The organism is Rhodococcus tukisamuensis NBRC 100609 (assembly GCF_001894985.1).
GTDB classification, from domain to species: Bacteria; Actinomycetota; Actinomycetes; order Mycobacteriales; family Mycobacteriaceae; genus Rhodococcus_G; species Rhodococcus_G tukisamuensis.
The window spans coordinates 404119-418376 of sequence record NZ_BCXG01000001.1 but is presented as its reverse complement, the minus strand read 5'-3'; the positions used below and the strand labels follow the sequence as shown (position 1 = coordinate 418376).

Here is a 14258-nt window from a genome sequence, read left to right as displayed (position 1 = left end):
CAGCGTGAAGATCTGTTGGATCGGTCTCGGCAACATGGGCTTGCCGATGGCCGCACACCTGCACACCGCAGGACACGACGTGATCGGCGTCGACCTCTCCCCCGACGCCCGCGATGCGGCCGTCGCCGCGGGCCTGCGCACCGCAGACTCCGCCGCGACGGCGGCCGACGGCGCCGACGCGGTCATCACCATGTTGCCCAAGGGTGCACACGTCCGGGCCGCACTGCTCGAGTCCGGAACTCTGGACGCGGCCGACGCCGACGCCCTGGTGCTGGACTGCTCGACGATCAGCGCCACCGAGGCCCGCGAGGTCGGCGCGGCCGTCGCCGCCACCGGTCGACGCTTCCTGGACGCGCCGGTTTCCGGCGGCACCGCAGGCGCCCAGAACGCCGCCCTCACCTTCATGGTCGGCGGCGCGTCCGCCGACCTGGACGCTGCCCGCCCGCTGCTGGAACTGATGGGCGCCCGCATCTTCCACGCGGGCGAGACAGGCGCAGGTCAGAGCGCCAAGATGGTGAACAACATGATGCTCGCGATGAACATGCAGAGCACCTGCGAGGCCGCGGTGCTGGCCGAGCGCCTGGGCATCACGCCGCAGACGGTCATCGACATCGCCGGGGTGTCCACGGGCGACAGTTGGGCCCTGCGCAACTACTACCCCGTCGCCGGGCCTGTCGCCTCCGCCCCCTCGAACCGCGACTTCACCGGCGGGTTTTCCGTCGCGCTGATGCGCAAGGACCTGGGCCTCGCCCTCGATGCGGCGGCCGCACACGGCGTCGACACCGCCGCCACCGCCGAGGTGGCACGGCGCCTCGAGGGCCTCATCGCCGACGGCCGCGGGTCGCTCGACTTCTCCTCGCTGATCCACCTGGTCGACGGCACCGTCCCGGCCGCGAGCGTCGGCGGCGCCCGATGACCGCCCAGCTGAGCCCGCCCGCCGACCAAGCCCCGGCCGCGGCCGAGACGGCGACCGGGACGCCGCGCGGATTCCACCGGATCGTGGCCGCATCCATGGCCGGCACCGTCGCCGAGTGGTACGAATTCTTCCTCTACGGCATGGCGGCCGCGCTGGTCTTCGGCCACGTCTTCTTCAAGGCCACCGGCAACCCGCTCGACGGTGTCATCGCGGCGTTGCTGACCTATGCCATCGGTTTCATCGCCCGCCCCATCGGCGGCATCATCTTCGGCCACTACGGCGACAAGTTCGGCCGCAAGAAGCTCCTGCAGATCTCGTTGCTGATGATCGGCGCCTCGACCTTCCTGATCGGCGCCATCCCGAGCTTCGACCAGATCGGCTACCTGGCCCCGGTGATCCTGGTGCTCCTGCGCTTCGCCCAGGGCATCGCCATCGGTGGCGAATGGGGCGGCGCGGTGCTGCTGGTCGCCGAGCAGAGTCCGGCGAACCGCCGCGGTTTCTGGTCCAGCTTCCCGCAGGCGGGCGCGCCGCTCGGCAACGTCGTCGCGACCCTCGTGCTGCTGTTCCTGTCGTTCGTGATGCCCGAGGACGACTTCCTGTCCTGGGGTTGGCGACTGGCGTTCTTCTTCTCGGCGTTCATCGTGCTGATCGGCTGGTTCATCCGCACGAAGGTCGAGGACTCGCAGATCTTCCAGGAGGCCACCCAGGAGCAGCCGCAGGCCGAGAACACGTGGAAGGCGATCCAGCGCGTCTTCCGAGCCCGTCCGCGTGAGGTCCTGACGGCGATGGGCGCCCGGGTGATCGAGAACATCCTCTACTACATGGTGGTCACGTTCTCGCTGACGTACTTGAGTGTGCAGCTGAAGGTGGACACCTCCACGATCCTCACCCTGATGCTGATATCGCACGTCATCCATGCCGGCATGATCCTGCTGTTCGGCTGGATGTCGGACAAGCTGGGCCGCCGGCCGGTCTACCTGGTCGGTGCCGTCCTCGCCTCCCTCTACTGCTTCGTCGCGTTCCCCTTGATGGACACCAAGTCCGACGCACTCATCCTGTGCGCCATCACGATCGGCCTGATCATCCACGCGATCATGTACGCCCCGCAGCCCGCGATGATGGCCGAGATGTTCCCCACCCACATGCGCTACATCGGCGTCTCGATGGGCGCCCAGGTCACCGCGATCTTCGCCGGCTCGCTCGCCCCCGTCATCGCCACCCTGTTGCTACGGACCTACGGCAGCTGGGTCCCTATCGCCATCTACGTCGGTGTGGCGGGCCTGATCTCGATCGTCGCGGTGCTGTTCATGCGAGAGACCAAGGGCTCGTCGCTGGCCACGCTGGACGAAGAGCATCGCGAGCGCTTCGGCACCACCCTCTGACGCCCCCTTCCAATTCTTGAATCCACTTGACCCGAAAGGTATCCAAGCCATGCGCACCATCCACCACTGGATCAACGGCGCCCCGGTCTCCGGCAGCGACCTCATCGACGTGACCAACCCCGCGACCGATCAGCCGATCGCCACCGTGCCGATGGCCGACACCGACACCGTGACCGCGGCACTCGCCGCGGCCTCAGACGCCTTCGACGACTGGTCGCAGACCACCCTCTCCCGGCGCGCCCAGGTGCTGTTCCGCTTCCGGGACCTGCTCGTGGAGAACCGATCCGAGCTGGCCGCCCTCATCACCCAGGAGCACGGCAAGACGCTCGACGACGCCGCGGGCGAAATCTCCCGGGCCGCTGACTCGGTTGAGTTGGCCTGTGGTGGACCGGCGCTCGTGCGCGGCGGGACGTCGCTGCAGACCGGACCCGACATCGACACCAAATCGGTGCTGCACCCGCTCGGCGTCTGCGTCGGGATCACCCCGTTCAACTTCCCCGCGATGATGGGCATGATGATGGTCTCCGTCGCACTGGCGTCTGGGAACACCTTCATCTGGAAGCCGAGCGAGCAGGACCCGGGTGTCTGCATCCGGATCGCCGAACTGTTCAAGGAGGCCGGGCTGCCCGACGGCGTGCTCAACGTGGTGCACGGTCGCCAGGACACTGTCGAGCGCCTCATCGACGACCCGCGGACCGAGGCCGTCGCGTTCGTCGGCTCGAGCCAGGTCGCGCAGATCGTCTACTCCCGCGCCGCGGCGGCGGGCAAGCGGGTACAGGCCTTCGGCGGCGCCAAGAACCACATGATCGTGATGCCCGACGCGGACCTCGACGTGGTCGCCGACCAGCTGACTTCCGCCTGTTTCGGGGCCGCGGGCCAGCGCTGCATGGCGATCTCGGTCGCGGTGGTGGTCGGCGAGAGCGCCGAGCCGCTGCTGGCGAAGCTGGCAACGCGGGCCGAGGAGGTCCGGCTCGGCCCGGGCGACGGCGACGACACCGAAGTCGGACCGGTTGTCAACCGGCAGTCACAGGAGCGCATCCAGGCCGCGGTCAAGGAGGCGATCGCCGGTGGTGCCCGCGCCGTGGTGGACCGCAGCGCCGAGGTGGTACCCGGCTTCGAGAGCGGCTACTTCGTCGGCCCGACCGTGCTCACCGACGTCGAGGTGTCCTCCGCCGCCTACCAGGAGGAGCTCTTCGGTCCCATCCTGGTGGTACTGCGCGTCGACTCCCTGGGCGACGGTCTCGAGCTGATCCGCAGCCACCGCTACGGCAACGGCGCATCGATCTTCACCCGGGACGGCGCCGCCGCCAACGAGTTCGAGCGCCGCGCCTCGGCCGGCATGATCGGTGTCAACGTGGCCATTCCCGTTCCGGTTGCCGCGTACGCGGTGCAGGGCTGGAAGGACTCCGCCTACGGCGACACCGGACTGAACAATGCTTCGTGGAGCTTCTACACCCGCCCGAAGTACGTCACCTCGCGCTGGGACAGCGTGGCCGGCACCGATTTCGGGTTCCGCCCGAACTGACCGATCTCGAGTGACGAGGCCGGGCCCCACCGATTCAGTGGGCCCGGCCTGGTCCGTTGCTTCGCAAGCACGCTCAGCCGGCCGCCGGGTCGTCGTCCGGGACGGAGTCGGGCATGCCCTCGCCGTAGCGGTCGAGGATGTCGGCGACCGGCCGGCCCCACCGCTCGTGCGCCGACTGTCGCGTCATCCCCGCGGCCCGGCCGATGGTCGCCCAGGTGACGCCGAAGCGCCGCAGGCTCATCACCGTCTCCACCGCGTCGATGCCGGCGGCCAGCTGGATCCGGAAGCACGCGAGTTGCCAGGCCAGCTGCCGTTGCGCGGGGAGGTCGGTGCCCTCCTCGGCGAGCCACTCCCCGGTTCCCGGCAGCGGACCGGTACCCACCAGCACGTCTGCCTGGCGCCCGGCCTCGACCACGCCGGCGTTGACCGTGGCGACTGCAGCCGCGGCGACGTCCGCCGTGAGCGCCTTTTCGATCGGATCGTCCACCGTGCTCACCCTTCACTCCAATTGCGTCAGGTAAACCCTGACACTGCGGCCCAGTCGTGTCAAGAGTTACCTGACGCCGGACAGTCGGGCGTCCGCGCAGTCCGCAAGATCGTCCGGCATCCCGAGGCCGCGCCACCGGACACCGCAATAGAGTTGGACCGCACCACCTTCCAACTGCCGTTCGACACCGCCGATCGCGCCGAGGGAATCGCAGCCTTCCTCGACAAGCGCACACCGACCTACGGGGGAAACCAGTGACGATCGAGAAGATTCGGATCATCGGCGCCGGAGCCATGGGCCGCGGCATCGCCCAGGTCGCCGCCACCGCGGGCGTCGAGGTCGAGATCACCGACGTCAGCAGCGAGGCCGTCTCCGCCGCACTGGAGTTCGTCACCACGATGCTGCGACGTTCCGCGGAGAAGGGTCAGCGCACCGAGGCGGACGCGGAGGCCGCTGTCGCGCGACTGCACGCCGGCTCGGAACCGACCGCCCCCGCCGGCGACATCGACCTGGTGATCGAGGCGGTGGTGGAGCAACTCGACGTCAAGCGGTCGATCTTCACCGAACTCGAGACGGTGGCACCCGGCGCGATCCTGGCCAGCAACACGAGCTCGCTCTCGATCACCGCGATCGGCGCCGTACTGCGCGATCCGACCCGCCTGCTCGGGTTGCACTTCTTCAACCCGGTGCCGCTGATGAAGCTGGTGGAGGTGATCCCCGGACTGCGCACCGATCCCGCGCTGGTCGACGTGGGCCGCGAGTTCGTCGCCCGACTCGGCCATACCGCAGTGCTCGCCCGCGACACACCCGGCTTCCTGGTCAACCACCTCGGCCGCGGCCTGCCGACCGAGGCACTCGCGGTGCTGTCCGAACAGACCGCGTCGGCGGCCGACATCGACCGGGTCGCCCGCGAGACCCTCGGGCTGAAGATGGGCCCGTTCGAGCTGATGGACCTCACCGGCCTCGACGTCTCGCACCCGGTGATGGAGACCGTGTCCGCCGGCTTCTACGGCGACCCTCGGCTGCGGCCGTCGCCGATCGCGGCGGGACGCGTCGCGGCCGGGCTGCTCGGCCGCAAGACCGGCGAGGGGTTCTACCCCTATCTCGAAGGCAGACAAGAGGTTCCGGCCGAGCCACGGTACACACCCGACGCCGCGGCCACCGCCGTGTACGTGCACGAGGACACGGAGTTCGCCGACATGCTGCGGGCCGCCGGGGTGCTGGTGTGCGACGCCCCCGCCGCGGACGCCGTGTCGCTGGTACTCCCGGTCGGCGAGCCGACGTACCGGGCGGCGCTCGCGGCCGGCCTCGACCCGGCCCGCACCGTCGGCGTCGACCCGCTCGGCGTGGCAGGGAGCCGGCTCACGGTCACCGTGCCGGCGACTCTCGACCCGGCCGTCGGCACCGCCGCCCTGAATGTCCTTGCCGCCACCGGTCGTTCACTCACCGTCACCGCCGACGGCCCTGCCCCGATCGCGCAGCGCCTGCTCGCGTCCATCGTCAACGTCTCGTGTGCGATCGCCGAGCACGGCATCGGCTCGCCCGCCGACATCGATCTCGGTGCCCGCCTGGGCCTGGGCTACCCGCAGGGTCCGCTCACGCTCGGCGACACCCACGGCGCGACATTCGTCCTACGGATCCTGGACGGCCTGCTCGCGTACACCGGCGACCCGCGGTACCGCGCCAGCGGTTGGCTGCGCACCCGCGCCGATCTCGGGCTCTCGCTGTGCGCCACCGGAACCCGACCCACCGACCTGTAGAGGACCGATCACCATGGACTTCACCCTCGACGACACCCAGCTGAGCGTGCGTCGGATGGCGGCGGACTTCGTCGACGCCGAGATCATCCCGAACATCCGCGACTGGGACCGGGAGGAAGCGGTGGACCTGGACATTGTCAGACGGCTCGGCGAACTCGGCTTCCTCGGCCTGACCATCGACGAGCGCTACGGCGGCACCGAGGTCGACATGCTCAGCTACACGCTGGTCTGCGAAGAACTCGGCCGCGGCGACTCCTCGGTGCGCGGCATCGTCTCGGTCTCGCTCGGGCTGGTCACCAAGACCATCGCCGCCTACGGCACCGACGAACAGAAGCAGCGGTGGCTGCCGCAGCTCACCTCCGGCGACGCGCTCGGATGCTTCGCGCTCACCGAGCCCGACAGCGGCTCCGACGCCGGCTCGCTCCGCACTCAGGCCAAGCGTGACGGCGACGACTGGATCCTCAACGGCGAGAAGATGTTCATCACCAACGGCACCTGGGCCAAGGTGGCGCTGGTCTTCGCCAGAACCTCCGACGACGGCGGCCGCGGCCTGACCGCATTCCTGGTCCCCACCGACAGCGAAGGCTTCACCGCCACCACCATTCACGGCAAGCTCGGCCTGCGCGGCCAAGCCACCGCCTCGCTGGCATTCCAGGATGTGCGAGTGCCGGATTCGGCCCGCCTCGGCGAGGTGGGCAAGGGCCTGTCGATCGCGCTGTCCGCGCTGGCCAAGGGCCGCATCTCCGTCGCCGCCGGCGCGGTCGGCGTGGCCCAGGCCGCACTGGACGCGGCGGTGAAGTACTCCACCGAGCGCACCCAGTTCGGGGTTCCGATCGCCTCGAAGCAGCTGGTGCAGGAACTGCTCGCCGACTCGGCGCTGGCCATCGAGTCCGCGCGACTGCTGACCCACCGCGCGGCGTGCCTGGTCGACGCCGGAGCCACCTCCAAGGAAGTGACGCTGCCCGCGTCGATGGCCAAGCTGGCGGCCAGCGAGGCCGCGGTGAAGGTGAGCAACAACTGCCTGCAGGTGTTCGGCGGCTACGGTTTCATCGACGAGTACCCCATGGGCAAGTACCTGCGCGACGCCCGCGTCCTGACCCTGTACGAGGGCACCAGCCAGATCCAGAAGCTGATCATCGGGCGGGCGCTCACCGGCATCGACGCGATGTAGGGCCGCGGCCGGGGGTCGGCACCGGACTCGGCATCGCCTGGCCCGCCGCGGCGACACAGTCCGGTAACAGCGCCCGGCCGACCGGCGCCTGTGCTTACGATGTGCGAGTGGCCACGGACGTCGTCGGGCCGCCCACGTGGTGGGCCCGAGGAAACGAAGCCGAAGGTTCCCCTGCACGCAGGCGGTGTGCGCCGGGGCGCTGGCTTGCCGTCGCCTGCATTCTGACCGTCGGGGCATGCTCGACCGGTTCACGCATCGATCGGGTCACCATGACCAGCGCCGTCACGGACGAGCAGCGCCCCTGGACCGGACAACTCCTGCCCCCGCAGATCCCGACGATCGTGCCCCCCGGCCCACCAGGCACCCAACTGCCGGGCTCCGGTGAACCGGCCCGGGTCGACGGCGACCGCATCGGTCTCTACGGGGGCAGCCGTGACCGGCCGCTGTGCGACCGTGCGCGACTCGCCGACGACCTGACCGGCGACCCGGCCAAGGCCGCGGCGTGGTTGGGGGTTCTCGAAGTCGAGGACGTGCGGACCGCCGTCGAAGCACTCACCCCGGTGCTGCTGCGGGCGGACACCCGGGTCACCAAGTACGGCTACGACGACGGGCGTGCGGCCCCGGCCCAGTCCGTGCTCGAGGCCGGGACGATTGTCCTGATCGACGACCTCGGCATGCCTCGGGTCCGCTGCGCGCGCGGCAACCCGCTGGACTCCCCCAGCGGCGCTGATCCCGATCCACTGGCGGTGCCCTGGCCGGACTACCAGGCGGATCGGGTGCTGGAGGTTCGGCCCGCGCTCAGCCCCATGACCGAGGTGTCCGTGGTGGACCTGACGACCGGCGCCCTCACCGCGGTTGCCGTCGGCGCCGCTTCGCAGCCGTCCGTCGCCCCTCCGACATCCCCACCCACGGCGGCGCCGCCACAACCACCCAGGCAGGCCGCTCCGGCGCCGGTGCCGGTGCCGGTGCAGGCCGAGCGGCGCCCTCCGGCGCCACCGCCACCGCCGCCACCGATGCCTCCGCCACCACCGGAGCCCCCGCCGCCGCCGGAACCCCCGCCGCCGCCACCGGCTCCCGTCGTGGTGCCGGCAGCTCCGCCGCCACCAGCCCCGCCGCCACCGCCCGAGATCCGGGTGGAGATTCCGGGGCTGCCGCCGCTGGTGATCCCGATCCCGTGACCTGGCCTAGGACAGCACCTCGACGAGCGTGGTCTCCGAGTCGCCGATCATGTACTTCTCGATCGCGTCGAGGTGCTTACGCCAGAACTCCTGCGCCGCGGTCGCGTCCCCGTCGCGGATCAGGCCGAGCAGCTTGAGGTAGGCCCGATGCGCGGCGCGGGCGGCGGGCCGCTCGTTGCCGCCCCCGTGCGCGGCGATGAACAGCGCATTGTGTGCGTCGATGATGTGCACGAGCATGCCCGCGAGCACCGCGAGCGTCTGGTTGCCGGCCAGGTCGATCAGCGCCTGGTGCACGTCGACGTCGTGCCGCGCGAAGGCCTCCGCGTCGTCGAGCAGGTCCTCCCCGGCCGCGAGCAGGTCGGCGAACGTCTCCAACTCGTTGCCCTGGGTCCCGGCGGCCAGCATCCCGACCGCGGACACCTCGAGCGATGCCCGAGCCCGGTAGACGTCGACCAGCGGCGTGCCCTGGTACTGCAGCAGCAGTCCGGTGTACCGCGCCGCGCTGGACGCGTCGGGCGCGAGCACCCGGGCGCCGCCGTGGGCGCCGCGCAGGACCGTGATGATCGCCTCGGACTCGAGAATCCGGAAGGCCTCGCGTAGCGTCGGCCGCGACACCCCGAACTGCTCCATCAGGATGGCCTCGGTGGGCAACGGATCGCCCACCTCGAGCTCTCCGGTGATGATCCGGCGGCGCAGACTGGCAGCGACGAGTTCACCCGCCTTGGGCACCCGAACCACGGACGACTTCGATCCCGCTACCACTGAGCCCCCTTTGTTGCACCCGAGTTGACGCGGCCTGACCAGGCCCGACGATCGCCCAACGGTACAAGAGGGTGCCGCTCCAGCGGCTATCCGCCCTCGATCGGGCCCGACGCCGGTGCCAGGTACGCCCGCTGCACGGCGTCGAGATCGGCGCCGATCTCCGCCGCGGTGCCCGAGAGCATCACCTGCCCGCGGCGCATCACGTACACCCGGTCCGCGACCGCGAGTACCTGCCGCACGTGCTGTTCGACGAGGAGCACACCGAGGTTGCGGCGGTCCGCTGCCTCCCGGACCACGGCGAGCAGTCGCTGCACGATCTGCGGCGCGAGCCCCAGCGACAGTTCGTCGGCCAACAGCAGGCGCGGCTCCCGTGCCAGCGCCCTGGCCAGCGTCAACATCTGCTGTTCGCCACCCGACAGCAGGCCGGCGGGGCGCTTGAGCAGTGCGCGCAGCTCGGGGAAGATCTCGCAGGCGGTGTCGGCGGCGACCCCGGCCAGGCGGAGATTCTCCGCCGTCGTCAGGCCCATGATCACGGACCGTTCCTCGGTCACGTAGCTCATGCCGCGGCGCGCCAGCGCCGACAGCGAGGAACGCTTCGCGGAGCCGAGCACCGAGAGCTCGCCCGCGATCGGGGCCAGTTCGCCGGCCACGGTGAGCATGGTGGTGGACTTGCCGGCGCCGTTGGCGCCGATGAGTGCCACCACCTCTCCTGCACTCACCTTGATGTCGAGGTCGCGGCAGACCACGACCCCCGCGTAACCCGCGCTCAATCCGCGGCATTCGAGCACGACGTCGGACGCCACCGTCTTCTCGCTGGTGATGGTCATCGCACTGCTCCCGTTGTCTTCTCGGTCCCAGCCGCGGTCTCGGCCACAGTCTCGGTCTCGGTCTCGGTCTCGGCCACAGTCTCGGTCTCGGTCTCGGCCGCAGCCTCGGTCTCGTCCTCGTCCTCGGCGCCCAGGTAGGCGTCGCGAACCGCCGGGCTGGCGGCGATCTCCTCGGGCGTGCCGGCCGCGAGCACCCGGCCGGCTGCGAGCACCACGATCCGGTCACAGGTGGACATCACCAGACCCATGTCGTGTTCGATCAGGAGCACCCCGGCCCCGCGTTGCACGGCCAGGTGCCGAATGGCGACCGCGAGTTCTCGACTCTCTGCGTCGTCCAGTCCGGCCGCCGGCTCGTCGAGCAGGATGACGGAGGGAGCGGAGGCAACGGCGCGGGCGATACCCACCAGCCGGCGCTGGCCGTACGACAGCTCGCTCGGCAGCACGTCCAGGTCGTTCTCCAGCGCGAAGTCCCGCACCACCGCCGATGCACTCGGTGAGAGGGGATGGCGGCCCGGGCTGACGAGGTCGGTGAGCCGGGAGAGCCAGGTGGACTCGTCGGCGCCGGCGTGGATGTTCTCGCCGACCGTGACGTCCTCGAACAGCTCGAGCGACTGGAAGGACCGGCGCAGGCCGCCCTTGGAGCGCCGCGCGGTGGACCAGCCGGTGATGTCCTGGTCCCCCAGCGTGAGCTTGCCGGCCGCGGGGCTGACGAATCCGGTGATGGCGTCGATGACGGTGGTCTTGCCGGCGCCGTTGGGCCCGATCAGGCCCACCACCTGCCCGGGCGCGATGTCGAGGTCGACGCCGTCGACGGCGGTCACACCACCGAACCGGACTGTCAGGCCGCGCACCGTCAGTGGCGTCGGGGTGACCGACCCGGTGGGCGCCTCGTCTGACAGCTCATGTCCACGGCGCGTCTTGCGCGCCAGCACCGCAGCCAGTGCGGGGTTCTTCCGCACCCCGCGGGAGATCATGTCGGCGATGCCGTTCTGGTTGGTGAGCAGGGTGACGATGAGGATCACGCCGCCGAGCAGCGCGGCGATGGCCAAGCCGGACAGCAGCCGGCTGAAGAGGGCGCCGGGCGCCATCAGCGAGCCGATGAGGCTACCCGTGACAAACCCGAGGCCGCCGGTCACCGCCTGGACCACGGCGTTGATCGACGCGAACACGTTGAACTCTAGGTAGGTGACGGCAGTGTTGCGCAGGCCCAGGAGGATGCCGGCCACCGCGGCCAGGCCGGACGCGAGCGCGAAGGCGTAGATCTTGACCCCGAACACGCTGATGCCGAGGGAGGCCGCGGCCCGCTCGTTGGTGCGCACGGCGATGAGCCGTCGCCCGGTGCGCGAGCGCCGCAGGTTCGCGACAATCAGACCGCAGACGACCAACGCCACGAGGCACACCGTCGCCCACCGCTCAGGATGGACACTGGGCGTCACATCGAGTCCGAACAGGCTCAGCTGATGGATCTTCACCGAGCCCTCGAGCTTGTCGCCGGTGAAGGTCGGGTTGTTGAACACCATCTCCTGGATGGTGAACCCGAGTCCGAGGGTGACCACCGCCAGGTTCACGCCCCGCGTCCGCAACGCCGGCAGTGCGAACACCACACCGATCGCGATCACCGCCGCCACGCTCACCAGGGCCGCGGGCACCAGTGGCCAGCCGGCCTCGCCGACGAGTCGCGCGGCGAACAGCGCGCCCAGGCCGCCGACGGTGTACTGGGCGAGCGAGAGTTGGCCGGCGAAGCCGGTCAGCACCACGATCGAGAGCAGGAACACCGCCGCGGCCAGGGTCAGGGTCAACGACCGCAGCCAGTCGCCGCCGCCCAGGATGATGCCCACGGCCACCAGGATCCCGAGGACGACGAGCGGCCAGCGGATCTCGCCGGAACCGAGCTTGGGCAGCCGCTCTGAGACATGGCTGCGCAACGGCAGCCCCTTCCCCCGCACCACCAGCACCACCAGGATCACCAAGAACGGCACCGCCCGGTTGACGCCGGTGAGCGTTTCCATCCCGAGCAGATCCCGCAGGTCGTCCTGGTACAGGACGACCAGGCTCTCACCCACGCCGAGCAGCAGGCCGCCGATCAGGGTCAGGGGGAAGGAACGGAAGCCGCCGAGCAGCGCCGCAGCCAGCGCCGAGACCGTCACGATCACCACGAAGGTCGACGGGGTGAGCCCGGTCAGGGGCGCCACCAGGATGCCGGCGGCACCGGCAAGGGCGCCGCCGACGGTCCAGGTCAGTGTCGCCAGCCGCTGCGGCGACCAGCCGAGCGCGGCGGCGGCTCGCTCGTTCTCGGCGGACGCGGTGATTGCCAGGCCCACCCGGGTGAAGTTGGTCCACGCCCACAGCGCAGCCGTCGACAGGATCGCGATACCCAGCAGGATCATCCGATCCTGCTGCACCACAACGCCTCCCCAGCGATACGCCTCGTCGGGCAGGAAGGTCTTGACCCGGATCGACGTACTGCCGTAGTACTGCTGCACCCCCGCCTGCAGGATCACCATCAGGCCGAGGGTGGCGGCCAGCCGGACGATCGGCGCGGCGTTGGCGAGCCACCGCAACACCAGCAGCTGAAATGCCAGGCCGATCAGTCCGGCCACCACGACCGCCACCAGGAAGGCCGGCAGCAGCCCCCAGTCATGGTCGTGCCGCAGGGTTTCCAAGCATATGTAGGCCCCCACCATGGCGATCGCGCCCTGGGCGAAGTTCACCACCCCGGATCCGCGGTAGACCAGCACGATGCCCTGCGCCAGGAGCGCGTAGGCAGAGCCAGCTCCCAGGCCGAGAATCGCGAACTGCAAGAACTCAGTCATTCGTCAATCTCCAGGGTGGGGGCGTGGACTAGGCGGTGGGGGTACGCAGGTCGTACTGCGTCGGGTCGGTGACCAGCACGTCACCGTCGAACGTCATCTTGTACATCATCGAGTTCGAGACCCGCTGGAAGATCCCGAAGGGCTCGACCGCACCCGGCGTCCAGGCCGGGATAAGTCCGGCCATGTCGAGGTCCTTGGCATTCTCGAATCCGCCCCAGACCGTCTTCGCGTTGATCTCCGGCAGGCCCTTGGCGACCTCGCCGAACGCACGAACCGACAGCCACGGGTTCACCGCGTCGCCGGTGAGGTTCTTCAGCTCGAGGTCCTCCTTGCCGGACTTGTCCATGTCTGCGAGGAAGTCCTTGAGTCCGGGGAAGTCCTCGGTGCTGGACGAGGGCGCGGGAGTCGGGCTGGTGTACGTCGAGGAGGTGGCGAAGGTGCCGAGGTCCTGCAGGTCGGCCTGGGTGAAGCCCGCCGTCCCCAGCGCGAAGGTCAGCTTCGACCCGAGCTGCTCGAACGCCTGCGCGATCGGGTTGGCGTCGGTGGCGCCGAGCGCCATGATCACGCCCTGCGCGCCGTTGCGCTCGGCCGCGGCGATGAACTGGGTGTAGTCGGTCGCGCCCGCGCCCACCGCGACGTCGTTGACGATCTCGGCGCCCTTCGCCTGTACCGCCGGGGTCAGCAGCCCGACCAGCTGCGCGGTGACCGGGAGGTCGGGGCGCATCAGACTGAGCTTGGTCTTCCCCTGCGCCACCAGGATGTCGATCATCCCGTACAGGTTGAGCAACGAGCCGGAGAACGGGGTGTAGACGTTCGTGGCGGTGAAGTCCGCCATGTTCACCGGGTTCAACCCGACCCGGGCGATGCCGGCGTCGAACAGGATCTTCGACGACGCCTCGGCCGAGGCCGGCGTGAAGTCCGCGAGGGTCGCGACGGCCCCCTCGGAGACCATCTTGTTCGCGCAGTCGACCTCCGTGTTCGGATCGCCCTTGGAGTCGCACTGCAGCAGTTCGAGCGGCCGTCCGTTCACGCCGCCCCGCTCGTTGAACGCGTTGACCGACGCGACCGTGCTCTCCGCGTAGGTGACGGAGCCGAGGCCCGGCGCCTCGATGGGCACGATCTGACCGACCTTGATCGGGTCACCGGTGGCAGCGGTGGCGCCTCCCTCGGAGTTCGCCTCGCTGTCGCTGCTACAGCCCGCAGCAATCAGGCTCACGGTTGCGAGAGCGGCGATCGCGGGAGCGATTCTCTTCAAGTTCACGGCGCGTCCTTTGCATGTAGGCGGCTTCATCCCGGACGCCATGCACAGATCCGCTCCCGTTGAGCTGCGGTTACCCGCTCGCCCCCGGTCTCGGAGCCACCCTGCCGCCCGACTTGGCAGCAGCGTATTGGAACGCGAGGCAAATTGTGGCCGACTTCACAAAAATTCAGTTACAT

The 14258-nt window shown here is 69.9% G+C and carries 11 protein-coding genes; 6 read left to right on the top strand and 5 right to left on the bottom strand.

All coding sequences use genetic code 11. The features are described 5' to 3' along the window. Positions 1-4 precede the first annotated feature (4 nt). From mmsB to mmsA, 3 genes are read left to right on the top strand one after another with little or no spacing between them, the layout of a single operon-like run. Positions 5-916 (top strand): 3-hydroxyisobutyrate dehydrogenase, encoded by a 912-nt coding sequence (gene mmsB / locus RT2_RS01925; RefSeq protein WP_072842791.1) that lies wholly within the window; start codon positions 5-7, stop codon positions 914-916. Continuing rightward, the gene (locus RT2_RS01920) at positions 913-2298 is read left to right on the top strand and encodes an MFS transporter (RefSeq protein ID WP_072842790.1); all 1386 of its coding nucleotides are present in this window, start codon (positions 913-915) and stop codon (positions 2296-2298) included. Before mmsB ends, RT2_RS01920 begins: the two co-directional genes overlap by 4 nt. A 49-nt stretch (positions 2299-2347) precedes the next feature. Beyond that, positions 2348-3823, top strand: a complete 1476-nt coding sequence (mmsA, locus tag RT2_RS01915; protein ID WP_072842789.1) for a CoA-acylating methylmalonate-semialdehyde dehydrogenase — start codon at positions 2348-2350, stop codon at positions 3821-3823. A 73-nt stretch (positions 3824-3896) separates the two neighbouring features. Here mmsA and RT2_RS01910 read toward each other — a convergent pair whose 3' ends face one another. Beyond that, on the bottom strand, positions 3897-4310 hold the full coding sequence (locus RT2_RS01910; RefSeq protein WP_072842860.1) for a hypothetical protein: 414 nt from the start codon (positions 4308-4310) through the stop codon (positions 3897-3899). A gap of 254 nt (positions 4311-4564) precedes the next feature. On the opposite strand from RT2_RS01910, the gene RT2_RS01905 reads away from it, so the two are divergent. From RT2_RS01905 to RT2_RS01895, 3 genes are all read left to right on the top strand, one after another. After that, positions 4565-6070 carry a 3-hydroxyacyl-CoA dehydrogenase gene (locus RT2_RS01905; protein WP_217635615.1) on the top strand — a complete coding sequence of 502 codons (1506 nt, stop codon included), beginning with the start codon at positions 4565-4567 and terminating at the stop codon, positions 6068-6070. Positions 6071-6083: 13 nt separating this feature from the next. Continuing rightward, positions 6084-7241, top strand: coding sequence for an acyl-CoA dehydrogenase family protein (locus RT2_RS01900; protein ID WP_072842788.1), 1158 nt, complete (start codon positions 6084-6086; stop codon positions 7239-7241). Between the two features lie 269 nt (positions 7242-7510). Then, complete coding sequence (locus tag RT2_RS01895; protein WP_139191231.1) at positions 7511-8419, top strand: DUF6777 domain-containing protein; 909 nt, start codon at positions 7511-7513, stop codon at positions 8417-8419. Between the two features lie 6 nt (positions 8420-8425). Here the strand turns inward: RT2_RS01895 and RT2_RS01890 are convergent, their stop codons facing one another. From RT2_RS01890 to RT2_RS01875, 4 genes are all read right to left on the bottom strand, one after another. Beyond that, a complete protein-coding gene (locus tag RT2_RS01890) occupies positions 8426-9181 on the bottom strand; it encodes a FadR/GntR family transcriptional regulator (RefSeq protein ID WP_092776268.1) in 756 nt (251 codons plus the stop codon). A gap of 86 nt (positions 9182-9267) precedes the next feature. Continuing rightward, positions 9268-10008, bottom strand: coding sequence for an ABC transporter ATP-binding protein (locus RT2_RS01885; protein WP_072842786.1), 741 nt, complete (start codon positions 10006-10008; stop codon positions 9268-9270). After that, positions 10005-12821: an ABC transporter permease subunit gene (locus RT2_RS01880; RefSeq protein WP_072842785.1), complete on the bottom strand. Its 2817-nt coding sequence runs from the start codon at positions 12819-12821 to the stop codon at positions 10005-10007. Before RT2_RS01880 ends, RT2_RS01885 begins: the two co-directional genes overlap by 4 nt. A gap of 28 nt (positions 12822-12849) precedes the next feature. After that, positions 12850-14082 (bottom strand): ABC transporter substrate-binding protein, encoded by a 1233-nt coding sequence (locus RT2_RS01875; RefSeq protein WP_169888113.1) that lies wholly within the window; start codon positions 14080-14082, stop codon positions 12850-12852. Between the last annotated feature and the right edge of the window lie 176 nt (positions 14083-14258).

Coding starts and splice junctions, on each gene's coding strand:
- RT2_RS01900 (WP_072842788.1), top strand. CDS start 6,084: ATGGACTTCACCCTCGACGACACCCAGCTGAGCGTGCGTCGGATGGCG.
- mmsA (WP_072842789.1), top strand. CDS start 2,348: ATGCGCACCATCCACCACTGGATCAACGGCGCCCCGGTCTCCGGCAGC.
- RT2_RS01920 (WP_072842790.1), top strand. CDS start 913: ATGACCGCCCAGCTGAGCCCGCCCGCCGACCAAGCCCCGGCCGCGGCC.
- RT2_RS01895 (WP_139191231.1), top strand. CDS start 7,511: ATGACCAGCGCCGTCACGGACGAGCAGCGCCCCTGGACCGGACAACTC.
- RT2_RS01880 (WP_072842785.1), bottom strand. CDS start 12,821: ATGACTGAGTTCTTGCAGTTCGCGATTCTCGGCCTGGGAGCTGGCTCT.
- RT2_RS01885 (WP_072842786.1), bottom strand. CDS start 10,008: ATGACCATCACCAGCGAGAAGACGGTGGCGTCCGACGTCGTGCTCGAA.